Annotated in this window: 23 protein-coding genes; 14 read left to right on the top strand and 9 right to left on the bottom strand. The window is 67.6% G+C overall.

Features of this window, described 5'->3' with window-relative positions:
* Positions 1 to 206: 206 nt before the first annotated feature.
* The 3 genes from AC3FJ6_RS11255 to AC3FJ6_RS11245 all read left to right on the top strand — a co-directional run bounded on the left by AC3FJ6_RS11255 (position 207) and on the right by AC3FJ6_RS11245 (position 2905).
* Positions 207 to 716, top strand: coding sequence for a low affinity iron permease family protein (locus AC3FJ6_RS11255; protein ID WP_487522248.1), 510 nt, complete (start codon positions 207 to 209; stop codon positions 714 to 716).
* A gap of 76 nt (positions 717 to 792) precedes the next feature.
* A complete protein-coding gene (locus AC3FJ6_RS11250) occupies positions 793 to 1983 on the top strand; it encodes a DUF3182 family protein (RefSeq protein ID WP_488771935.1) in 1191 nt (396 codons plus the stop codon).
* Positions 1970 to 2905 (top strand): alpha/beta hydrolase family protein, encoded by a 936-nt coding sequence (locus AC3FJ6_RS11245; RefSeq protein ID WP_488771934.1) that lies wholly within the window; start codon positions 1970 to 1972, stop codon positions 2903 to 2905. Before AC3FJ6_RS11250 ends, AC3FJ6_RS11245 begins: the two co-directional genes overlap by 14 nt.
* Before the next feature lie 7 nt (positions 2906 to 2912).
* Here the strand turns inward: AC3FJ6_RS11245 and AC3FJ6_RS11240 are convergent, their stop codons facing one another.
* Positions 2913 to 3452 carry a DUF4142 domain-containing protein gene (locus AC3FJ6_RS11240; protein WP_488771932.1) on the bottom strand — a complete coding sequence of 180 codons (540 nt, stop codon included), beginning with the start codon at positions 3450 to 3452 and terminating at the stop codon, positions 2913 to 2915.
* Positions 3453 to 3745: 293 nt separating this feature from the next.
* On the opposite strand from AC3FJ6_RS11240, the gene AC3FJ6_RS11235 reads away from it, so the two are divergent.
* A complete protein-coding gene (locus tag AC3FJ6_RS11235) occupies positions 3746 to 4831 on the top strand; it encodes a DNA topoisomerase IB (RefSeq protein WP_488772358.1) in 1086 nt (361 codons plus the stop codon).
* Between the two features lie 107 nt (positions 4832 to 4938).
* Positions 4939 to 5532 carry a hypothetical protein gene (locus tag AC3FJ6_RS11230; protein WP_488771930.1) on the top strand — a complete coding sequence of 198 codons (594 nt, stop codon included), beginning with the start codon at positions 4939 to 4941 and terminating at the stop codon, positions 5530 to 5532.
* 48 nt (positions 5533 to 5580) lie between these two features.
* Here AC3FJ6_RS11230 and AC3FJ6_RS11225 read toward each other — a convergent pair whose 3' ends face one another.
* Positions 5581 to 6231, bottom strand: a complete 651-nt coding sequence (locus tag AC3FJ6_RS11225; protein WP_488771929.1) for a ParB-like protein — start codon at positions 6229 to 6231, stop codon at positions 5581 to 5583.
* A 256-nt stretch (positions 6232 to 6487) separates the two neighbouring features.
* Between AC3FJ6_RS11225 and AC3FJ6_RS11220 the strand changes: the two genes are divergently transcribed.
* Genes AC3FJ6_RS11220 through AC3FJ6_RS11210 form a run of 3 tightly spaced genes read left to right on the top strand, consistent with a single transcriptional unit; the run spans position 6488 to position 8477 of the window.
* On the top strand, positions 6488 to 7345 hold the full coding sequence (locus tag AC3FJ6_RS11220; protein ID WP_488771928.1) for an SDR family oxidoreductase: 858 nt from the start codon (positions 6488 to 6490) through the stop codon (positions 7343 to 7345).
* A gap of 17 nt (positions 7346 to 7362) precedes the next feature.
* Positions 7363 to 7842 (top strand): hypothetical protein, encoded by a 480-nt coding sequence (locus tag AC3FJ6_RS11215; protein WP_488771927.1) that lies wholly within the window; start codon positions 7363 to 7365, stop codon positions 7840 to 7842.
* Positions 7843 to 7859: 17 nt separating this feature from the next.
* Positions 7860 to 8477, top strand: a complete 618-nt coding sequence (locus tag AC3FJ6_RS11210; protein WP_488771926.1) for a ParB-like protein — start codon at positions 7860 to 7862, stop codon at positions 8475 to 8477.
* Positions 8478 to 8574: 97 nt separating this feature from the next.
* Here the strand turns inward: AC3FJ6_RS11210 and AC3FJ6_RS11205 are convergent, their stop codons facing one another.
* The 4 genes from AC3FJ6_RS11205 to AC3FJ6_RS11190 all read right to left on the bottom strand — a co-directional run bounded on the left by AC3FJ6_RS11205 (position 8575) and on the right by AC3FJ6_RS11190 (position 11840).
* The gene (locus AC3FJ6_RS11205; RefSeq protein WP_153946014.1) at positions 8575 to 8763 is read right to left on the bottom strand and encodes a DUF3008 family protein; all 189 of its coding nucleotides are present in this window, start codon (positions 8761 to 8763) and stop codon (positions 8575 to 8577) included.
* A 40-nt stretch (positions 8764 to 8803) separates the two neighbouring features.
* Positions 8804 to 8962, bottom strand: a complete 159-nt coding sequence (locus AC3FJ6_RS11200; protein ID WP_092598422.1) for a DUF3309 family protein — start codon at positions 8960 to 8962, stop codon at positions 8804 to 8806.
* Positions 8963 to 9156: 194 nt separating this feature from the next.
* A complete protein-coding gene (locus tag AC3FJ6_RS11195) occupies positions 9157 to 10314 on the bottom strand; it encodes an iron-containing alcohol dehydrogenase (RefSeq protein ID WP_488771925.1) in 1158 nt (385 codons plus the stop codon).
* Positions 10315 to 10391: 77 nt separating this feature from the next.
* The gene (locus tag AC3FJ6_RS11190; protein WP_488771924.1) at positions 10392 to 11840 is read right to left on the bottom strand and encodes an NAD-dependent succinate-semialdehyde dehydrogenase; all 1449 of its coding nucleotides are present in this window, start codon (positions 11838 to 11840) and stop codon (positions 10392 to 10394) included.
* A 198-nt stretch (positions 11841 to 12038) separates the two neighbouring features.
* Between AC3FJ6_RS11190 and AC3FJ6_RS11185 the strand changes: the two genes are divergently transcribed.
* The 4 genes from AC3FJ6_RS11185 to ubiT all read left to right on the top strand — a co-directional run bounded on the left by AC3FJ6_RS11185 (position 12039) and on the right by ubiT (position 15447).
* The gene (locus AC3FJ6_RS11185) at positions 12039 to 12884 is read left to right on the top strand and encodes an IclR family transcriptional regulator (protein ID WP_488771922.1); all 846 of its coding nucleotides are present in this window, start codon (positions 12039 to 12041) and stop codon (positions 12882 to 12884) included.
* A gap of 86 nt (positions 12885 to 12970) precedes the next feature.
* Positions 12971 to 13999, top strand: coding sequence for a ubiquinone anaerobic biosynthesis protein UbiU (gene ubiU, locus AC3FJ6_RS11180; RefSeq protein WP_488771921.1), 1029 nt, complete (start codon positions 12971 to 12973; stop codon positions 13997 to 13999).
* An 81-nt stretch (positions 14000 to 14080) separates the two neighbouring features.
* Entirely contained in the window at positions 14081 to 14998 is a 918-nt protein-coding gene (locus AC3FJ6_RS11175) for a U32 family peptidase (protein WP_488771920.1), read from the top strand.
* Positions 14995 to 15447 carry a ubiquinone anaerobic biosynthesis accessory factor UbiT gene (ubiT, locus tag AC3FJ6_RS11170; protein WP_488771919.1) on the top strand — a complete coding sequence of 151 codons (453 nt, stop codon included), beginning with the start codon at positions 14995 to 14997 and terminating at the stop codon, positions 15445 to 15447. Before AC3FJ6_RS11175 ends, ubiT begins: the two co-directional genes overlap by 4 nt.
* 1 nt (position 15448) lies before the next feature.
* Here the strand turns inward: ubiT and ahbB are convergent, their stop codons facing one another.
* Complete coding sequence (gene ahbB, locus AC3FJ6_RS11165; protein ID WP_488771918.1) at positions 15449 to 16447, bottom strand: siroheme decarboxylase subunit beta; 999 nt, start codon at positions 16445 to 16447, stop codon at positions 15449 to 15451.
* Positions 16448 to 16601: 154 nt separating this feature from the next.
* Positions 16602 to 17834, bottom strand: a complete 1233-nt coding sequence (locus tag AC3FJ6_RS11160; protein ID WP_488771917.1) for an MFS transporter — start codon at positions 17832 to 17834, stop codon at positions 16602 to 16604.
* Between the two features lie 128 nt (positions 17835 to 17962).
* On the opposite strand from AC3FJ6_RS11160, the gene AC3FJ6_RS11155 reads away from it, so the two are divergent.
* Together AC3FJ6_RS11155 and AC3FJ6_RS11150 are read left to right on the top strand one after the other, a co-directional pair.
* Positions 17963 to 18892, top strand: coding sequence for a LysR family transcriptional regulator (locus tag AC3FJ6_RS11155; RefSeq protein WP_488771916.1), 930 nt, complete (start codon positions 17963 to 17965; stop codon positions 18890 to 18892).
* Positions 18893 to 19159: 267 nt separating this feature from the next.
* On the top strand, positions 19160 to 19729 hold the full coding sequence (locus AC3FJ6_RS11150; protein ID WP_488771915.1) for a hypothetical protein: 570 nt from the start codon (positions 19160 to 19162) through the stop codon (positions 19727 to 19729).
* Between the two features lie 28 nt (positions 19730 to 19757).
* On the opposite strand, the gene AC3FJ6_RS11145 is transcribed toward AC3FJ6_RS11150, so the two are convergent.
* Positions 19758 to 20072, bottom strand: a complete 315-nt coding sequence (locus tag AC3FJ6_RS11145) for an H-NS histone family protein (protein WP_092598452.1) — start codon at positions 20070 to 20072, stop codon at positions 19758 to 19760.
* Positions 20073 to 20093 lie beyond the last annotated feature (21 nt).

Genomic DNA, 20093 nt, shown 5'->3' with positions numbered 1-20093 from the left:
GATGGCGCGCGGCGGTAAGGCCGCGTCCGGCATGCCGGTGAGACGCAATCGCCATGCCCACCGGGGCACCCGGGTATCCGGATCGTTGCTTGTAAAAACGACATGTCACGGTGCCGGATGACATCCTTGTAGGACGCCACCGACTGAAACTGCGTTGGGGTGCTCCCTACAATGTAGACAGTCCTGCCTTGCCACGGGAGCGTTTCATGCCACATCAGCCCACGCGTCGCCGTCTGTTTCACTTGTTCGACCGCTTTGCCGGTGCCGCCACCCGCCAGGCCGGCTCGCCGGTGGCCTTCGCGCTCGCCGTCTTCGTCGTCCTGGCCTGGGCCGTCACCGGTCCGCTCTTCGGCTATTCCGAAACCTGGCAGCTCGTGATCAACACGGGTACCACCATCGTCACCTTTCTGATGGTGTTCCTGATCCAGCAGAGCCAGAACAAGGACGCCATGGCGGTTCACCTGAAGCTCAACGAACTGCTGGCGTCGCATCGCGAGGCCAGCAACCACCTGGTGTCCATCGAGGACCTTGACGAGGAAGAACTGCGCCAGCTGGTGACGTTCTATCGCCATCTGGCCGAACTGGCCGACGAGGAGGGCGGCGTCAAGTGCAGCCATTCCATCGACGAAGCCAACGTGAATCACGCCGAAAAGTCCCGCGTGCGGCACGCCCGCCGCAAACCGGTTGATGACGCCCAGGCGTCTGCCGCGGCGTAGCCACAGGCAACCGGCTACACCCGCATCTGAAACGCTGAAACGTTCAACACGCGGCCTGGCCGCAGAGGAGCCCGACTTGGCAACCCCGACTCCCGATGCAGCAGCGACTTCGGTGGCCATGGAGGCCGCGCCGGCCCCCGATCCGCAGCCACGCGACGTACGCGTGGTGGTGTACGGCCGCGCCGATTGCGATGACCCGGGCAGCCACCAGGGCGCCACGCTCAAGGGCATTGCCCAGCGGGTGGCCAGGCTTGCCGGCTTCACGTTCGCCGGCAGCTACGACGCGGCCACGCACCGACCCGCGGATGGCCGGCTCTATTTCGTGCCAGCCGATACGCTGACCGGCGTCGACAGCGCGCGCCAGCTTGGCATCGCCGGGGCGGACGACCTGCTGGGCGGTGTGGTGCCGCATGCGTTCATCGCGACCAAGGCGATCTCGCACGGGCGGGTTGCGCCCGACGCTGCCGTCCCCGCCGGGTGGAGCGACACGTTCGCCGCGCGCATACACGCGCACGTGCTGCCCGGCTTCACGGCATTCTCGATCGACGACGCCAGCCGTGGCGCACGGGCGATGCTTCGCGATGGCAAGGTCCGCATCAAGGAACCGTGCGGGATTGGCGGCCTTGGCCAGCAGGTGGTGGCGACCGAGGCGGAGCTGGACCAGGCGCTGCAGGCGCTGGACGCGGAGCGCGTGAAGCGCGAAGGGCTGGTGCTGGAGCGCAATCTGGACGACGTGATCACGTTCAGCGTGGGGCAGATACAGATCGGCGACCTGTGCGCCAGCTACTGCGGCACGCAGGACCTGACGCCCGACAATACCGGCCGGAAGGTCTATGGCGGGTCCACGCTGCGCGTGGTCCGTGGCACGCTCGAAGATCTGCTGACGCATCCGCTCGAAGTCCACCAGCGCGACGCCGTGCAGGCCGCGTTGGCCTATCACGCGGCGGCCATCGAGTGCTTTCCCGGTTCGGTGATGTCGCGCTGCAACTACGATGTGGCGTTCGGCACCGACAACGGCAGGCCCCGGCTGGGCGTGCTGGAACAGTCGTGGCGCGTGGGCGGCGCCACGGGCGCGGAACTGGCGGCGCTGGCCGCGTTCCGTGACGATCCGCAATGCGTGCGCGCGACGGCGTGTACACGCGAGATCTACGGCAAGGACGCCACCGTGCCCGACGATGCAGACGTCTATTTTCAGGGAGAAGACCGCAGTGTCGGGGCACTGACCAAATACGCAAGACTGGAGTCCACATCCGATGGCCACGCATGAAGAATCGATACAGATCCATACCGAAGGGGGGATGATCGCGGGCACCGTGATCTCGCCCGCCACCAAGCTGCCCGGCGTGCTGTTCGTGCATGGCTGGGGTGGCAGCCAGCAGCAGTACCTGGCCCGCGCCCGCGAGGTGGCCGGCCTGGGCGCGGTCTGCATGACCTTCGACCTGACCGGACACGCCGGCACGTCTTCGCAATACGAGACGGTCAGCCGCATGCGCAACCTGGCCGATGTGCTGGCCGCCTACGACATGCTGGTGCGGCATCCCGAGGTGGACCGCAACGCCATTGCGGTGGTGGGCAGCAGCTACGGCGGCTACCTGGCCGCGGTGCTGTGCGAACTCAGGCCCGTGCGCTGGCTCGCGTTTCGTGCCCCGGCGCTGTACATGGACGAAGGCTGGGAGTCGCCCAAACGGCAACTGCACCGCGACCAGGACCTGGTGGCCTACCGTCGCAAGGTGGTGGCCGCCGACACCAATCGCGCGCTGCGCGCCTGCACGAACTTCAAGGGCGATGTGCTGGTGGTGGCCTCGCAGCACGACAATATCGTGCCGCACACGGCGGTGCTGAGCTACGTGGATGCCTGTATCCAGGCCAGTTCGATCACCTACCGCGTGCTCAAGGGCGCCGACCACGGACTGACCAGCGAGGATAGCCAGCGTGCCTATACCAAGCTGCTGCTGGGCTGGCTGCGCGAGATGGTGACCGAGGCACGCACCGGGCCCGCTGTGGCTGCGCGGCCGTCCAAGGCATCGACCGCGCCGAAGACCCCGCATCACGACGACGGGCTGGAGCCCGCGCGCAACGATGACGGCGGCGAGGACAAGGCGCGCGAGGCAATGCTGGCCGGCGGGGACGACGACGAGAACGACCCCCAGGTCATCGCCGCGCAGCCGCCGGCAGGGCGCGGCGCCTGACCGCGGATCAGCGGCGGGCGGTCACGCGCCGGTCCATCGCGCGCGCCTGGTTCAGGTGGTCGCGCAGCGCCGGCAGCAGGCGGGCGGCAAAGGCGCGCAGGGCGGGGTCCTTGCCGCGCGTGGCCTGGTTCTGGAACAGCAGCACGGCCTGCTCGTGCGCGTCGATGCCAATGGTCCGGATATAGGCCTGGTCGAATTCATCATCCTTGAGCGATTTCAGCCGGGTCAACTCCGGCGCCTCCGGCACGCGATCCTGCGGCGTAATGCCCTTGTCGGCGGCGATGCGGCGCAATGTGCCCAGGGCCTCCTTGTGCGCTTTCAACATCTGCTGCGCGAATGCGTGGACCTTCGGATCCTTCGACACTTCGAGCGCCATTTCACTGGCCGCGATCTCCATGTGGCTGGTCATCTGCGCTTCATCCACAAAGCGCAGGTCGTCGGTGGACAGCGACACGGCGGGCGGCTTGGCCGGTGTGGGCGGGGTCGGCGCCAGCGGTGTACCGGGGGCGGACTGTGCGGCGGGGGGTGCGGCGAGCGCCGGCGACATTGCTGCGGCGCCGCACACGGCGATGACGGCGGCAGCCACATGGCGTGGCCATCGCCGGGGTGTGTGTTCTGGTCTGCGATGTTCGGGCATGACGGGGCTCCTTCATTTGCCTTTCGGCGAGATGGATGGGCGGCATGTACGCGATCCAGTCGCGCAAGAAGCATTCCCGTTCGGCGATGAAATTTGCAAAGCAGGCTGGCTGCGCCATTTTCGATCGGTAAAAAATGCAAGCGTGTGGGGCGTCACCTCGTTCGGCAGCCCATCGTGCGATGGCATGCCTCATGCGTAGGCGCATGCACATGAGCCCGACCACCGTCGCCAAGCCCGACACACAGACCCCTTCGCTCGACGCAGCCTTGCGCAAGGCGGGGCTGCATCATGTCGACGACAGCCAGCCGGGCATCTCCCGGCGGCGTACGGGCAAGGGCTTCACGTATGTCCTGCCTGACGGCAAACGCGTGGACGCCGTCACGCAGGCGCGCATCGATGCGCTGGCGATCCCGCCCGCCTACGAATCGGTCTGGATCTGCCTGGACCCAGACGGCCACCTGCAGGCCACGGGCCGCGACGCGCGCGGCCGCAAGCAGTATCTGTATCACCCCGACTGGGCCGCGCTGCGCGACGCCGACAAGTACGCCCGGCTGATGGCCTTCGGGCAGGCGCTGCCCCATCTGCGCCGCCGCGTGGCCCGCGACCTCGCGCGCAATGGCATGCCGCGCGAGAAGGTGCTGGCCGCCGTGGTGACGCTGCTGGACGCCACGCTGGTGCGCGTGGGAACGCCGCGCTACGCAGCCCAGAACCGCACCTACGGGCTGACCACGCTCAAGCGGAAGCACGTGGCCGTGCAAGGCAGCCGCCTGCGCTTTCAGTTCACCGGCAAGAGCGGCGTCACGCATGACGTGTCGGTCAACGACGCGCGGCTGGCGCGGGTGGTGCGCAATTGCGCGGACCTGCCGGGCCAGCAGTTGTTCAAGTACAAGGACAGCGATGGCGAGGTACGCGAGATCGGCTCGTCCGATGTCAATGCCTATCTGCACGAGGTGACGGGCGGCGAGTTCACGGCCAAGGACTTCCGCACCTGGGGGGGCAGCGTGCATGCGCTGGCGCTGCTGCGCAAGACCCGCGCCGATACCGAGGCGGCACGCAAGAAGGCGATGGTGGAGGTGATTCGCAGCGTGGCGCAGCGGCTGCGCAACACGGTGGCGGTCTGCCGCAAATGCTATGTGCATCCGGACGTGCTGGCTGCATTCATGGCCGATGCATTGCAGGCTTTACCGGCACCGCGTACAGCGGCGCGCCTCCGTACCGACGAGGCGCGGTTGCTGGCGTTGCTGGAAAGTACCGCCACGCTCGCGGGAACGGCGCGCAGGGCGGCGTAGCCCGGGGGCAAGGGGGCGCGCGGCCGCACGGCTTCAACCGGCACGGCAATTGCATTGATTCCTTGTACCGACAACAAGCAGAACACGCATAGCAATCGAGGCGCAAGGTGGAACACGCAGTCATCGGTTACCTCGGGGCTGACAGCAGCAGCCCGGCAACCTTTCTCACGGAAACGCGTCAGTCGCTTTCCACTGCTGGAAATTCCCTCACATCCGATGTCGCCAATGTCGCCAACGTTGCCGGCGACCACAGCGCAGCCGGCTCCGGCCGTATGGCGCGGCGGATCTCGCCAGCCCGGCTCGCCGCGAAGGCGCAGCATGGCAAAGGCGCCTCGGCGCGCGCGCCGCGCGGCAAAGACCTGCGCCAGGCACGCGTGCTGATGCAGGCGTTGTGCGAGATGCGACTGGTGCTGGGCAAGGACGGCGAGGCGCTTTCGCCCGCCGCGCTCGACGGCCGGCATACCGCGACCATGGCGCTGTGGCAGAACCGTACGCGATCGCTGTACACGCAGCCCGATGTGGAACGCAGCATCGAGGCGCGCCTGGACGCAGGCTTTCGCCACGCTCGCCGGGGCAACCCGCGCGAGGCGGCAGGCGAGTTCAAGCGCGCCTACCTGCTGCTGTGCTGCGTGCTCACGCTGGCACGCGACAATGCGCGGGCGCAGGCACGGGTCGGCGCGGGGCGCAGGGCGGCCGAATGACGTCTGGCGTCTGCCGACCGCCTTCCGGCGACCGCGGACCGATCGGCATCACGCCTTGCCACGCGTCTTCTTGCAGGGGCCGAGATAGCCGGGAAGGTCGCGCGCCTTCGGGCTCGTCGCGAGCTGCAGACCCTTGGCAAGGGCGGCCGCAAAGGTGTGGTGGGTATCCAGCGGGCCCTTGATGTGATTGCGGAAGAAGTCGGCCCAGCGAAAGTCGGAATAGGCGGTCTTGACCTTGCGATAGCCGCCGGCCAGCTGGACGAATGCTTCCAGGCTGCGGTATGGGTCGTCGCGCATGCTGTGGACGTCGACCGGCAATTCACTGATCGGCCGGCGCCGCCCGCGTTCATCGTAAGGGTGGACCATGTGGTCGTCGGTCATCCGCTTCCAGAACTTGCGGATCGACAGGTGGCTCAAGTCGTTGCGCACAAGGGCCGGCACCATGTCGATGCCCATGTCCTGCCATGCGCGCACCCAGTGGTGATGATCGACGATATACAGCGTTTGCTCGGGGCCGATCACGACATGCACGCGATGCTGGTCCAGAAAGGCCGGCAAGTCGGCATGGTCCAGCCGGCGGGTGACATGCATCTTCTGCGCGACGTGGTACGCGCCCACGGTGATCTGCGTGGGACGCAGATAAGCGATGGGCACCATCAGTGCCGCATCCTTGCCAAGCCGCCTCTTGCGTTTTGCCATGGGTATCGGGCCTCCGGAGCAGGAACTGGCCGGGAAGCAGCAAGGTTTGTGCCGTGCCCCTCAGGCTCGACCGTGCGTCCCTTCGGCAATCGTTGCCACGCCTTGTAACCGTTACGCATCTCCGGGGGCGCCAGGCGCGCCGACGCGTTCGCCGGAGGTCCGCCCGACGCGGGCTGCGAATGGGCCGCCAAGGTCCGGCGACGCGGCACGGAATTTGCGCCACATGTTTGCATTGATCATCCCACCGGAAGCGCCCATGTCCACCCCAAGCAAACTCCCGCCACAGCATCAGGACCGCCAGCCCGGCCTGGAAAACGAAATGGTGCCCAAGCCCGACAGCGGCGCCGACGACTATGTCGGCAGTGGGCGCCTGAAGGGCAAGGTGGCGCTGGTAACCGGCGGCGACAGCGGCATCGGCCGTGCCATCGCCGTGGCATTTGCCCGCGAGGGCGCCGATGTTGCCTTCGCCTACCTTGACGAGCAGGACGATGCGCGGGAGACCGAGAGGCTGGTCACCGAGGCCGGGCAGCGCGCACTGGCCATCGCCGGCGATATCGGCGAGGTGGAACACGCAGACAAGGTGGTGGCAGACACGCTAAAGACGTTCGGCCGGCTCGATGTACTGGTCAACAATGCGGCAGAGCAGCATCCCCAGGAATCGCTGGAAGACGTCAGCGCCGCCCAACTGGAGCGCACGTTCCGGACCAACGTGTTCGCGATGTTTCATGTGACGCGTGCGGCGCTGCCGCACCTGGGGCAGGGCAGCGTGATCCTCAACACGACATCGGTCACCGCGTATCGCGGCAGTGCGCATCTGCTGGACTACTCTGCTACCAAGGGCGCCATCGTGGCCTTTACGCGCTCGCTGGCGCTGCAGGTGGTGGAGCGCGGCATCCGCGTCAACGGCGTGGCGCCGGGCCCGATCTGGACGCCACTGATTCCATCGACCTTTACCGCCGAGGAAGTGGCCGAGTTTGGCAAGAAAACGCCAATGGGTCGTCCGGGGCAGCCATTCGAAGTGGCGGCGGGCTACGTATTCCTGGCGTCCGATGCGGCAAGCTATATCACCGGACAGATCCTCCATATCAACGGCGGCGAAGTCGTCAACGCCTGAACACAGGGAGAAACTTCATGTCTTCGATTGTTGCCGGGCGCTTCGCGTCCATCCCCGATGCCGAGCAGGCAGCGCAGAAGCTGTATGCGCGCGGCTTTTCCGTGTGGGACGTGTCGATCATGTCCGTGGACCCGGGCGGCGCCCGCCCGCCGGGCGTCTTGCTGGCGGCCCGCGCCAAGGGCGAGCGCCGTGACGAGGCGCTGGACGTGCTGCGTGAAGCCGGGGCCTGCGACTGCGAGGAGGCCAAGGGCAAGTGGGAAGGCGGCCAGTGGGCCGATTTCGATCCCGCACGCGCGCCCGCACTGCTGGACGCGGCCGAGGGCGAATGCTGGCCGATCCCGGGTCAGGGCGCAGCCAAGGGGGCCGATGGCGATGCGCGGACCGCGCACGCCGCGCCGGTGGCGCAGGAAGCCGTGGCCGAGGACAGCACGGGCAACGAGGACCCGGGCAGCGAACTCGAACACTACGTCGACCGCCAGGTCGCCAGTCATAACTGACCCTGAAAGACGCGCCGATGGTGACGCATGCCACGGCCGAGCTCGACACGCTCCGGCCCACCCAGATCACGCTGGGAATCTATCAGGTGCACGAGAAGATGGACGTTTCGGCCCGGCCGCGCAGCAACGCGGCGCAGAAGCGTTTCCTGGAAGCGCACCGCATCCAGACCATCGCCGGTCCGGGCGGCGCGCTATATATCGCCGACCACCATCATTGGGCCCGCGCGTGGCTCGAACTTGGCTGGCGCGAGGCACCCGTGGCCATCATCGACGATCTGAGCCACCTGGCGCCGGGCAAGTTCTGGAAGCGGATGCGCGAACTGGGCCATCTGCATCCTTACGACGAACACGGCGAACACCTGTCGTCCAAGGACCTGCCGCCCACGGTCATGGGCATGCGCGACGACCCGTATCGCAGCCTGGCGGCGTTTACGCGTAATGCGGGCGCCTACCGCAAGCCGGGCAACGCTTATGGCGATTTTCAGTGGGCGGGGTTTTTTCGCCGGCACGTGGCAGAAGACATGGAAAGCATTCCAGGCTTCGCACGCGCGATGATCCAGGCCATCCAGCTCGCGCGAAGCAGCAAGGCCAGGCGCCTGCCGGGCTTTGTGGGCAAGTGCCAGCGGACGGGGTGAGGGCAGACGGAAGACGTGAAAACGCCGCGAGGGGAACGCCCCCTTGTCCTGCGGAAGGAGGCGCCCGCCCGCGGCGTGTGCCGGAGGCCGGCCAGGCCTAGCTCTTGGTCTTGTGCGTGGGCTTGCCCTTTTGCTTGGTACTTGCCATCTTCTTCAGTTCCCCTTCGCTCATCGACTTGGCCATCGACTTCGATGCCCCCTTGAGCGAACTGGCCTTGCGCTCGCCGCGCTTTGCTGACAAGGCGGCTCCGGCCGCCATCTGCTGTGCCTTGGATTTGGCTGGCATGTCGATCTCCTTCGGTTCGCGGTGAATGCCCCCGGATCGGCTAGATCCGGCCCAACACAACCAGGAGCACGACAATGATGACGATCAGCCCCAGGCCGCCGCTTGGCCCGTAGCCCCAGCCGGAACTGTACGGCCACGTTGGCAATGCGCCAATCAATAGCAGGACGAGGACGATCAGAAGAATGGTGCCGATACCCATAGTGCGCTCCTTTGTTGTGGTGCTACCGACGCTGCGGCTTTGGGGCCGCCGCGCGGCTGTCCCTGTTATTTGCAGGTTAGGACAGCACCACTCGCGCCAGAGGCGGGCAGGGGCTGATATGGGTGTAGGAATAAGACGACGCCTGCGGCCCATGCCTGCGAGGCGCCATCTGGCCGGCCGGCGCGGCCGCTGGCTCAGAACGCCGCGCGGTAGATGGCGAACGCGTCGGTCTCGGTGACTTCGCGCGGATTGTTGACGAGCAGGCGCGTTTGCAGCATGGCATCGCTGGCCAGCCGGTTCAGGTCCGGCTCCTTGACGCCCACCTCGCGCAGCGTCCGTGGAATGCCGGTGGCCTCGACCAGGCTCTCGATGTGGGCAATCAGGGCGGCCGTCTTGGTCTCGTCGCTGCCGGTGGTGCCGGGCAGCACGACGTCGCACAGTTCGCCATACCGTTTGCATGCCGCAGGCGCGTTGAACTTCATCACGTGCGGCAGCACCAGCGCGTTGGACAGGCCGTGCGCCACGTGGAAGATGCCGCCAATCGGATAGGCCAGCGCATGCACGGCCGCGACCGGAGCATTGGCGAACGACTGGCCTGCAAACATCGCGCCCAGCAGCATGGCCTCGCGGGCAGCCAGGTCGTGGCCGTTGTCGCAGGCGCGCATCAGGTTCTGCGACAGCAGTTCCAGCGCCCGCACGGCCAGCATGTCGGAGACCGGGTTCTTCAGATGCGCACTGGTGTAGGCCTCGATGGCATGGACCATCGCGTCGATGCCGGTTGCCGCCGTGGCGCCGCGCGGCAGGCCCAGCGTCAGTTCCGCATCGAGAATGGCCAGGTCGGCAAACAGCTGCGGCGCCACCACCCCCATCTTGGTGGTCTCGCCCGTGGTGACGATCGACACGGCCGTGACTTCGGACCCCGTGCCCGCCGTGGTGGGCATCTGCACCAGCGGCAGCCGCGTGCCGGTGACCTTCTTCACGCCATACATGTCCTTGATGGACTGGGTGGCCGGCAGCAGCACCGCAATCAGCTTGGCTACGTCCATCGAGGAGCCGCCGCCCAGGCCAAGTACCACTTCGGCATCGGCCTGCCGGGCCCGTTCGGTGGCTTCCAGCACGACATGCTCGGGCGGATCGGCGACAACGTCGTCGATCACGGTCACTTGCCAGTCATGCTTGCCCAGGTCTTCCAGTGCCGGCGTCAGCAGCCCGCTCCTGGCCAGGAAGCCATCGGTGATCACGCACAGGCGCCGCGCCTGCGGAAACGCCTCGCGCAGCAGCGCGCCCAGGCGGCGCGCCGCGCCGGATTCGACGACGACCGTCGGGACGGTCTGGAAGCGGAACGGGTTCATGATGTCTCCGGGGGTATGAGTCTTTTGGGGTGCCTCCCTCTCCCGCCAGCGGGTGAGGCGAGCCACACGTGGCAACCTTACACCTGCAGGCAAAGATACTTGATCTCGAGGTATTCCTCGATGCCGTGGCGCGAGCCTTCGCGGCCGACGCCCGACTGCTTGATGCCGCCGAACGGCGCCACCTCGTTCGAGATCAGGCCGGTGTTGAGACCCACCATGCCGTACTCCAGCGCCTCGCCGGTACGCCACGCGCGGGCGATGTCGCGCGTGTACAGGTAGGCCGCCAGGCCGAACTCGGTGTCATTGGCGGCGGCCACCGCCTCGGCGTCGGTCTTGAAACGGAACAGCGGCGCCACCGGCCCGAAGATTTCCTCGCGCGCCACGCGCATGTCTGCCGTGGCGCCCGTGATCACGGTGGGCGTGTAGAACGTGCCGCCCAGCTTGTGCTTGCCGCCGCCGGTCAGCACGCGGGCGCCCTTGGACGTGGCGTCGTCCATCAGCGACACCACCTTGTCGATGGCGGCGTCCTCGATCAGCGGGCCGATGACCACGCCGTCTTCCAGGCCATTGCCCACGCGCAGCTGGCTGGTGCGCTCGGCGAACTTGGCGGCGAAGGCATCGTAGATGCCGTCCTGGATATAGAAGCGGTTGGCGCAGACGCAGGTCTGGCCGCCATTGCGATACTTGGCCGCGATGGCGCCTTCGACGGCGGCATCGACATCGGCGTCGTCAAACACGATGAACGGCGCGTTGCCGCCCAGTTCCAGCGACAGGCGCTTGACCGTGGGCGCGGACTGCGCCATCAGGATGCGGCCCACTTCGGTCGAGCCCGTGAACGACAGCTTGCGCACGATGGGGCTGGCCGTCAGCACGGCACCGATGGTTTTGGCGTCGCCGGTCACCACCTGCAGCACGCCGGCCGGCACGCCTGCGCGATGGGCCAGTTCGGCCAGCGCAAACGCCGACAGCGGCGTCAGTTCGGCGGGCTTGATGACGATGGCGCAGCCTGCAGCCAGGGCCGGCGCCGCCTTGCGCGTGATCATGGCGGCGGGGAAGTTCCAGGGCGTGATGGCGGCGCAGACGCCCACCGGCTGGCGTAGCGTGACCAGCCGCTTGTCGGCGGCGGGGCTGGCCAGCACCTCGCCGTCCACGCGCTTGGCTTGCTCGGCGAACCATTCGATAAAGCTGGCGGCGTAGGCGATCTCGCCCTTGGCTTCGGCCAGCGGCTTGCCTTGCTCGCGGGTCATCAGGTAGGCCAGATCGTCGGTATTGGCCACCATCAGGTCGAACCAGCGGCGCAGAATGCTGGCGCGTGCCTTGCCGGTCAGCGCGGCCCAGCTTTTCTGGGCCACTTCGGCGGCCGCGACCGCGCGCTGCGTTTCGGCGGTGCCCAGGTCGGCCACCTTGGCGATGACCTCGCCCGTGGCCGGATCGGTCACATCGAACGTGGCGCCCGAATCGGCAGACAGCCATTGGCCGTCCACATAGGCCTGCTGGCGAAACAGCGAAGGATCCTTGAGTTGCATGGCGAATTTCCCCGAAGTCGCGAATACAGGCCTGCCGATCAAATCGCTTGCCTGCGTTCAATAGATTGAACTATATTCCGTATGTCGAACGATGCCCCGATCATACGCCCATGCCGGGCAGACCGCCAGTAGGGCGCCCGCGTTCCGTATGGTGCAGGCGCGTGCCGTCTGCGCGCCCTGTCAGCGAGTTTTTCATCCATGCCCAAATCCGCCTACGCCACCGCCGCCGATCCCGATGCCCCCGGCAGCACTGCGAACCGGCCCACGTCGCCTGCCGTGGTACGGGCCGTGCAGGTGCTCGATGCCATCGCCGCGTCGTCCGATCCGTTGACGCTGGCCGATCTGACCCGGCTGACCCGGGCGCCCAAGAGTTCGCTGCATGGCATGTGCGACACGCTTGTGCAACTGCAACTGGTCAAGCGGCTGCCCGGCGGGGCGATGGCGCTGGGTCCGCACGTGATGACCTGGGCCAACGCGTTCCTGGCGCAGACGCAGATCACCGAGGAATTCCGCGCGCTGTGGGATCAGACCGACGCCTTCCACGACGCCACGGTCACGCTGTCGATGCTGGAAGGGGACGAAGTGGTCTACCTGGCCTGCCAGAACGGCGACCGCCCGCTGGGCGTGACGTTCCGCATCGGCATGCGCCTGCCGGCGCCATACACGGCCACGGGCAAGGCCATGCTCAGCACGCTGCCTGCCGCGGATGTGCAGCGGCTGTTCGCCGACGGCCTGCCGCCGCCGCTCACCCGGGCTAGCGTGGCCTCGACGGACGCGCTGGCCGCCGAACTGCAGCAGGTGCGGGCGATCGGCTATTCGGTCGACAACGGCCAGATGCGCGAGGGCATGACCTGTTTCGGCGCGCCCGTGTTCGACGCCCAGGCCGCCCGCGCCGCCGGCGCCATTGCCGTCAGCTATCTGACCAGCGAGATCGATACGGTCACGGGCGAGCGCATCGGCCAGCAGGTGCGCGCGCTGGCCGACCGGCTTTCGGCCAGGCTGGGCGCGCCGGCATCGGCGACGCACACCGTGGCGGCGCGTTGATCGTTCTCAACGTTTGCGTAGGGTCAAAGGCCCAATCTCGCTGAATCGCTAGCATCCGGGGGTTCCCCTTCCCGGATCATCACGCGATGACACAATCTTCGGCGACCCCCGTTCGCCGCCCTCAACTGGTAGCGCCGGCCGGATCGCTCGCGGCGCTGCGCATGGCCCTGCAGCATGGCGCCGACGCGGTCTACCTGGGCCTGCGCGATGCCACCAATGCCCGCAACTTCGGCGGCCTGAACTTCAGCGAGGACGATATCCGCACCGGCGTTGCCGAAGCGCGTGCGCGTGGCGCCGAGGTGCTGTTCGCCATCAACACGTTTGCCCAGATGGGCCATGTGGAGCGTTGGCACCATGCCGTGGACGCCGCTGCCGCGCTGGGGGCCGATGCCGTGATCATGGCCGACGCCGGGCTGATCGCCTACGCCGCGACGCGGCACCCGTCGCTGCGCATCCATCTTTCGGTACAGGGCTCGGCCACGCATGCCGACGCCATCGAATTGATGCGCGAGCAGTTCGGCATTCGTCGGGTAGTGCTGCCCCGGGTGCTGTCCGTGCCCCAGATTGCCCGGCTGGCCCGGCAGACCGATGTCGAACTGGAAGTCTTTGGCTTTGGCAGCCTGTGCGTGATGGCCGAGGGCCGCTGCCTGCTGTCCTCGTATGCCACGGGCGATTCCCCCAATAACAAGGGCGTCTGTTCGCCGGCCCATGCGGTGCGGTGGGACGAGCAGGACGGCACCATGCATGCGCGGCTGTCGGGCATCCTGATCGACAGCTATGCGCCGGGCGAGCCGGCAGGCTACCCCACGCTATGCAAGGGCCGCTTCACCGTGGAAGACGAGCGCGGCTACGTGCTGGAGGAACCGACCAGCCTCAATGCGGTGTCGTTGTTGCCGTCGCTGATCGATATCGGCATCGCGGCCATCAAGATCGAAGGCCGCCAGCGCAGCCCGCGCTATGTGGCCGATGTGGTGGGCGTGCTGCGCGCGGCCATCGACGACGCGTGCCGCGACCCGAAGCGGTTTGTCCCGCGCCAGGACTGGCAGGCCACGCTTGGCCGTCATGCCGAGGGCGACCAGGTGACGCAGGGCGCGTACGACCGGCCCTGGCGGTAATGCCATCCTCCCGGAGCGGCCCCGGCGCCGCCGGCCCGCTCCGCTTCCAGACCTGCCCATTTCCCGCCTCACATGGCAACCATGACCCTACTGAATCCCGAGCCGTTCCGCATCGCGCTCGGCCCGCTGTTGTACTACTGGCCACGCACGACGGTGCTGGAATTTTATGCATCGGTCGCCGACACGGCGGTCGACCGCGTTTATCTGGGCGAGGCGGTCTGCACGCGCCGGCACGAGATGCGCCTGGCAGACTGGATCGACATCGGGCAGATGTTGCGCGATGCCGGCAAGCAGGTGGTGCTCTCCACCCCGGTGCTGGTCGAGTCGGACAGCGATATCGCGGTGATGCGGCGGGTCTGCGCGCAGGAGGACTTCCTGGTGGAGGCCAACGACCTGGGCGCCGTGCATGGCATGCGCGGACGGCCCTTTATCGGCGGCCCGCATCTGAATGTCTATCACGCCGACACGCTGGCGTGGCTGGCCGGGCTGGGCGCGCAGGGCTGCGTGGTGCCGGTGGAGATGGATGGCACGACGATGACGGCGCTGGCGGCGGGCCGCCCGGCGGGGCTGGCGCTGGAAGCCATGGTCTGGGGGCGCATGCCGCTGGCGTTCTCGGCGCGGTGCTTTACCGCGCGGCATCACCGGCTGCGCAAGGACGCTTGCGATTTTCGCTGCATGGCGTATCCCGATGGCCTGGTGGCCAAAACCGGAGACGGCCAGGACTTTTTCACGCTCAACGGCATCCAGACCCAATCGGCGACCTGCCTCGATCTTTGCGCGCAGGTTTCGCAGATGGCGGCGGCCGGCATCGATGACGTGCGGGTCAGCCCGCACGCCACGGGCACGCGCGAAGTGATTGCCCATCTCGATGCCATCCGGCGCGGGGAACGCGCCGCATCGCCAAGCGCCGTGCTGCCGGCCGGCGCGGCCCCGAGCAATGGCTACTGGAGCGGCAAGCCGGGCATTCGCTGGCTGTCGGAGGAAGGGGCTGAGGCATGACGATTCTGCAATCGATGATGACGCGCGTGCATCGCCATATGCCCGCGCCGATGCGTGCGGCGCCGCTTGTCGTGGCCCTGGAGGCCATGCGCCGCGCGGGGTGGCTGGAACCGCCCGCGGCGCTGGATGGCCGCACGTTTTCGCTGACGGTGGATGACATGGGGCTGGAAGTGCGCTTCCAGTGCGTCAATGGACGGTTCCTGCCCGGTCCGTTCGACGGCCGGGAAACCGACCTGACGCTGCACGCGGCGGCGCTGAGCTACCTGCGGCTGATCAGCGGCGATGCCGACACCGATACGCTGTTCTTCCAGCGCCGCCTGTCGATCCGCGGCGATACGGCGCTCGGCCTCGAAGTCAAATACTGGCTCGATGCGGCGCCCCGGCCCGAATGGCTGGGCGCGCTGGCCCAGCGACTGTCGCTGCTGTTCCCCGAGCCGCGCGGCGCCTGAATCAGAACTCGGGCATGGCGCCACCGAAGCGGGTGCCGCGCTGCTTGTAGCACTGGCTGGCCCGCAGCACCGCGCACGGCGCGTCGGCCAGGCCGCCAACGGCGTCAAAGCGCGCCAGCGTGGTATGTAGTTCATTGGCGCTGCGGGCGTGAATCATCGCGAACAGGTTGTACTGCCACGCCGGCAGCCGCCGCGTGCGCCGGAAACACATCGTCACGTGCGGCACATGGGCAAGCCGCAGGCCGACCGCGTCCACCCGGGCATCGGGCACGTTCCAGACACACATCACGTTGTGGGTGTAGCCGAAGGGGCGGTGTCGCAGGATGGCGCCAAAGCGCCGGATCACGCCCGACTTTCGCCACCTGGCCAGCCGTGCCAGCGTTTCCGACAGGGCCAGTCCCGTACGCCGCGCCAGCGCGTGATACGGCTGCGGCGTCAGCGCCAGGCCCGATTCCAGCGCGGCGGCCAGCCGCCAGTCCGCCTCGTCCAGGTCGGGCCGTACCGGCGTATTCAACACCTGCGATGGCTGCAGCGGCGCACGGCGCGGGCTGCGCGTCACGCCCAGCGGCAGGCCCAGGTCGGTGCGGTATTCGCGTTCCAGGGGCAGGTCGATAGGCCGCTGGCCGATATCCATGGCAAGGCGGGACAGCACGCCATCGAGCATGGTGCGGTCGCGCGCACCGGCCACGAACCAGAGGTTGTAGCGATGGCCTTCGCGGGCATGGCTCTGGCTGATATCGGGATCGCTGTTGATGCGCTCGACCACGCGATCGATGCGTGCCGGCGGGATCGACAGCGCGGCGACGGTGCTGGCGCCGATGGTGTTGGGCGCGAAGACCGCGCCGATGCGGCTGACGCGTCCGTTGCCGACGTCGCGCGCCAGCAGGCTGAGCAAGGTGTGTTCCGAAAGGTCGAAGGCTGCGCCGGCGGCCTGGTAGGGCCGCGCGTGCAGCGGAAAGTCGTCCTGGATGCGGTTGTAGAGATCGTTTTCGTCGAACATGGCGTCGTACGCGGGGAGCGGGTTGTGCTGTCGGATCGGTGCGAGGGGAACGCACGGGGTCGATGCGCAGGCGCCATGTATTGCGACGAACCGGAGCACGCCCGCAGCATGCGGGCATGATCGTGAAGTTCGGTCGCGGCCTTGTTGACGGTTATCAAGCAGGATCGAGATGGTACGCCCCGGGTTTGCCTGAAGCGTTGCGCGCCATGCGCACGGCCACCAGGGCAATGCCCAGTGCCGCCAGCGGCGCGAGGGCCGCGATCCACGGCAGGGCCTGCAGTCCCGGCCCGTGATCCACCACCGTGCCGCCCAGCCAGGCGCCGAGTCCGTTGCCAAGGTTGAAGGCGGCGATGTTGAAGCTCGATGCCAGGTTCTGGCCGGCGCCCTGGGCGTGGCGCAGGACGCGCAACTGGAGCGGCGACACCGTGGAGAACGCCGCGATGCCCAGCACGCCGACAAAGACCACCATGGCCACGGCATGGTGCAGCGACAGCGTCATGCTGGCCAGCACCACCGTCAGCGCCAGCAGCGCGCCAAGCAGGGCGCCGGTGGGTCGCCGGTCGGCCATGCGCCCGCCCAGGATATTGCCGATGATCATGCCGCCGCCAAACAGCAGCAGGATCGGCGACACCGCGCTCTCGGCGAAGCCGGTGACGCGCGTCAACATCGGCTGGATGTAGGTGATCACGGCAAACGTGCCGAGCGCCTGCAGCACCGTCATCAGCAGACCCAGCAGCACCTGCGGGCGGCCGATGGTTTTCAGTTCGTCGACGAGCCGTACGGGCGCGGTGTCGTCGCGGCTGGATTGCACCAGCAGCGCGATCACCGTCAACGACACGAGGCCGATCGCCGTCATGGCCCAGAACGTCGAGCGCCAGCCGAACTGCAGGCCCAGCCACGCACCGGCCGGCATGCCGAGCAGCGTGGCGAGCGTCAGGCCGGAGAACATCACGGAAATGGCCGAAGCGCGACGGTTGGCCGGCACCAGGCCCGTGGCCACCACCGCGCCCACGCCGAAGAACGTGCCGTGCGTCAGCGATGTGACCACGCGGGCAATCATCAGCGTGGTGTAGTCGGGCGCCAGCGCGCAGGCCGCGTTGCCGACGGTGTAGATCATCATCAGCGCCATCAGCACGGCCTTGCGCGGCATGCGGCGGGTGAGCAGCGTCAGGACAGGCGCGCCGGCAAATACGCCCAGCGCGTAGCCCGACACCAGCATGCCGGCCGCGGCGATGGTCACGCCCAGGTCGGCCGACACCTGCAGCAGCAGGCCCATGATGACGAACTCCGCGCAGCCGATGCCGAACGATCCGGCCGTCAGCGCATACAGGGCGGCGGGCATCCGCGTGCGCGGGCCGGCGGAGGGGGAAGAGGGGGACGCAGCCATGGAAATCTCCATTGGAAGCCGGCGGGGGGCCGACGGTGGGATGGCGGGGAAGGCAGCAGTGTCGGCCTTTCCCATCTTCTTAAAAACAGGCAATATCGATAATCACTTTCAAGATTTCATTGAGAATCATGGATCGCATTGCGGACATCGGGCTTTTTCTGCGGGTTCTGGATCAGGGATCGATCAGTGCGGCGGCGCGCAGCCTGGACATCTCGGTGGCCGTGGCCAGCCAGCGCCTGCAGCGGCTGGAGCGCGATCTCGGGGTGCGCCTGCTGCATCGCACCACGCGGCGCTTGCATGCCACGCCAGAGGGGGCGGTCCTGGCGGACCAGGGGCGGGCGCTGGTGGAAGACCTGGAGGCGTTGTCCGGTTCGCTGCGGCAGTCGGGGTCCGGCATCACGGGCACGCTGCGCGTGACCACCTCGGCCTCGTTCGGGCGCCAATACGTTTCGCCGCTGCTGACCGCGTTCCTGCGGCGATATCCCGGGGTCAACGTCAGCGTCCACCTGACCGACCATGTGCTGGATCTGGTCAGCAGCGGCTTCGACCTGGCGATCCGGATCGGGTCGCTGGAGGATTCCACGCTGGTGGCACGCAAGCTGGCGGACAATCAGCGGCTGCTATGCGCGTCGCCCGATTACCTGCGCGACCACGGCTGGCCCCAGACGCCACAGGATCTGGCCCGGCACCAGTGCCTGGTGCTGGTGGGGGCGCAGGGACGCGCGGATGTCTGGCGGTTCGACGACGGCAAGGGCGGCGAGATCGCGGTGCGAGTGCGCGGCAGGGTCGAAGCCAATACGGGCGAGCTGCTGGCCGACGCGGCGCTGGCGGGGTTCGGCATCGCCATGCATTCCACCTGGCATGTCTGCGACGACCTGCGGGCAGGCCGGCTGGTGCAGGTGCTGCCCGACCATCCCATCGCGGTCACCGGCATCTACGCGGTCATGCCGCAGCGCCGGCTGGTGCCGCCGCGCGTGCGCGCGTTCGTGGACTTCCTGGCCGAACATTGGAGCGTGGCGCCGCCGGGCATGCCCGACTTGGGTTCGGGCCGAACCTGACCTACATTCATTCGTTGCGGGCCGTTTGGGGGGGGGGCGGCAGACCGTCGTCGAGCGCCCCGGTTGCCTATTTCTTGAGCAGTCCGGTGCGATACCGCACAGACTGGGCCCCGCCGGGGCGACATGGCAGGATATCCACAGAAACTGTGGATATCCTCAACGTGGTCCGGCCCACGTCGGCAATACCGCTGAAAAGCTATGCTCTGGCACCAACCTCGGTCAACTGTCAGCTTCGCGCCCGCTATGTGCAGGATTCCGATTGCCGCCGTGTCTGTTGTCGTCGCCCTGGCCTTGCCACTCGGGGGCTGCGTGTCATATTACCGCGTTCCGTCGGACGTGCCCTACGCCAGCGTACGCCTGCTGACCAGTACCGACGACCGGACGACATTCAACGTCCTGGACCCCGCCCGGTGTCCGTCGCCGCGTCCGCAGGTGCTGGCCGGAATGGGGCGCCAACTGGCCTCGATGGGACGCGATTCGACGCTGGACATGGCGGGCATGCCGCCCGAGCCACCGTCGCGCACGCGCGAGCGCAAGGTGCTGCCGGGCAAGCGGATCTATGTCGCCGTGACGTCGTACGCCGCGCCGCCGGCCGACGAGGCGCGCTGCGCCGCCGGGGTGTCGTTCGTCCCCCAGGTCAGTGGCCAATATGAAATCCGGTATATGCGGGACGAGGCCGCGACGCACTGCACGGCGCGCGTGCTGCGGCTGCAGCCCGATGCACAGGGCGGTGCAACGGTGGTCCAGGAGCCCACGCAGCAAGGGTTCAGGGCGCTGCGGCCGGAATACCTGTGCGAGGCCGGGGCGGACGTGAAGGCGGGGGCGGGGACGCGCTAGATGGCACGTCCCGCGAATCGGTGGAAGATCAGGCCTGTTCGATCAGGAATCGCTCGGGACGCTTGCCAAGCCATGCCGGTGCGCGGCCACGACCGGACCACGTCTTGCCGGTCTTCGGATCGCGATACTTGGGCGGCAGTGCCGCGGCGGCCTTGTGTGCCGCGCCGCTGCCGGCCGGACGTCCGCGACGGCGTTTCGGGGCGATGTCTTCGACGGTCAGATCATAATCGGCCATCAACTGGCGAATCTGTTCGATCACGCTGGCCACTTCATTGGCGCGCACTTCGCTGAGCTTTGCTTCCAGTGCTTCTTTTTCAGCCAGCAGTTGCTTGTAAGTTGGCATTTTTGGATCCCCGTTCAGATT

This window comes from Cupriavidus sp. 94F1, assembly GCF_057798875.1.
Note: the sequence above shows the minus strand (reverse complement) of the source record. Positions and strands in the feature narration are given on the sequence as shown.

Excerpts from the sequence above, each read along its gene's own strand:
- AC3FJ6_RS11155 (WP_488771916.1), top strand. The coding sequence starts at position 17,963 with ATGGATCGCATTGCGGACATCGGGCTTTTTCTGCGGGTTCTGGATCAG.
- AC3FJ6_RS11255 (WP_487522248.1), top strand. The coding sequence starts at position 207 with ATGCCACATCAGCCCACGCGTCGCCGTCTGTTTCACTTGTTCGACCGC.
- AC3FJ6_RS11215 (WP_488771927.1), top strand. The coding sequence starts at position 7,363 with ATGTCTTCGATTGTTGCCGGGCGCTTCGCGTCCATCCCCGATGCCGAG.
- AC3FJ6_RS11235 (WP_488772358.1), top strand. The coding sequence starts at position 3,746 with ATGCACATGAGCCCGACCACCGTCGCCAAGCCCGACACACAGACCCCT.
- AC3FJ6_RS11210 (WP_488771926.1), top strand. The coding sequence starts at position 7,860 with ATGGTGACGCATGCCACGGCCGAGCTCGACACGCTCCGGCCCACCCAG.
- AC3FJ6_RS11185 (WP_488771922.1), top strand. The coding sequence starts at position 12,039 with ATGCCCAAATCCGCCTACGCCACCGCCGCCGATCCCGATGCCCCCGGC.
- AC3FJ6_RS11145 (WP_092598452.1), bottom strand. The coding sequence starts at position 20,072 with ATGCCAACTTACAAGCAACTGCTGGCTGAAAAAGAAGCACTGGAAGCA.
- AC3FJ6_RS11220 (WP_488771928.1), top strand. The coding sequence starts at position 6,488 with ATGTCCACCCCAAGCAAACTCCCGCCACAGCATCAGGACCGCCAGCCC.
- ubiU (WP_488771921.1), top strand. The coding sequence starts at position 12,971 with ATGACACAATCTTCGGCGACCCCCGTTCGCCGCCCTCAACTGGTAGCG.
- ahbB (WP_488771918.1), bottom strand. The coding sequence starts at position 16,447 with ATGTTCGACGAAAACGATCTCTACAACCGCATCCAGGACGACTTTCCG.
- AC3FJ6_RS11225 (WP_488771929.1), bottom strand. The coding sequence starts at position 6,231 with ATGGCAAAACGCAAGAGGCGGCTTGGCAAGGATGCGGCACTGATGGTG.
- AC3FJ6_RS11205 (WP_153946014.1), bottom strand. The coding sequence starts at position 8,763 with ATGCCAGCCAAATCCAAGGCACAGCAGATGGCGGCCGGAGCCGCCTTG.
- AC3FJ6_RS11240 (WP_488771932.1), bottom strand. The coding sequence starts at position 3,452 with ATGTCGCCGGCGCTCGCCGCACCCCCCGCCGCACAGTCCGCCCCCGGT.
- AC3FJ6_RS11200 (WP_092598422.1), bottom strand. The coding sequence starts at position 8,962 with ATGGGTATCGGCACCATTCTTCTGATCGTCCTCGTCCTGCTATTGATT.
- AC3FJ6_RS11190 (WP_488771924.1), bottom strand. The coding sequence starts at position 11,840 with ATGCAACTCAAGGATCCTTCGCTGTTTCGCCAGCAGGCCTATGTGGAC.
- AC3FJ6_RS11245 (WP_488771934.1), top strand. The coding sequence starts at position 1,970 with ATGGCCACGCATGAAGAATCGATACAGATCCATACCGAAGGGGGGATG.
- AC3FJ6_RS11160 (WP_488771917.1), bottom strand. The coding sequence starts at position 17,834 with ATGGCTGCGTCCCCCTCTTCCCCCTCCGCCGGCCCGCGCACGCGGATG.
- AC3FJ6_RS11195 (WP_488771925.1), bottom strand. The coding sequence starts at position 10,314 with ATGAACCCGTTCCGCTTCCAGACCGTCCCGACGGTCGTCGTCGAATCC.
- ubiT (WP_488771919.1), top strand. The coding sequence starts at position 14,995 with ATGACGATTCTGCAATCGATGATGACGCGCGTGCATCGCCATATGCCC.
- AC3FJ6_RS11175 (WP_488771920.1), top strand. The coding sequence starts at position 14,081 with ATGACCCTACTGAATCCCGAGCCGTTCCGCATCGCGCTCGGCCCGCTG.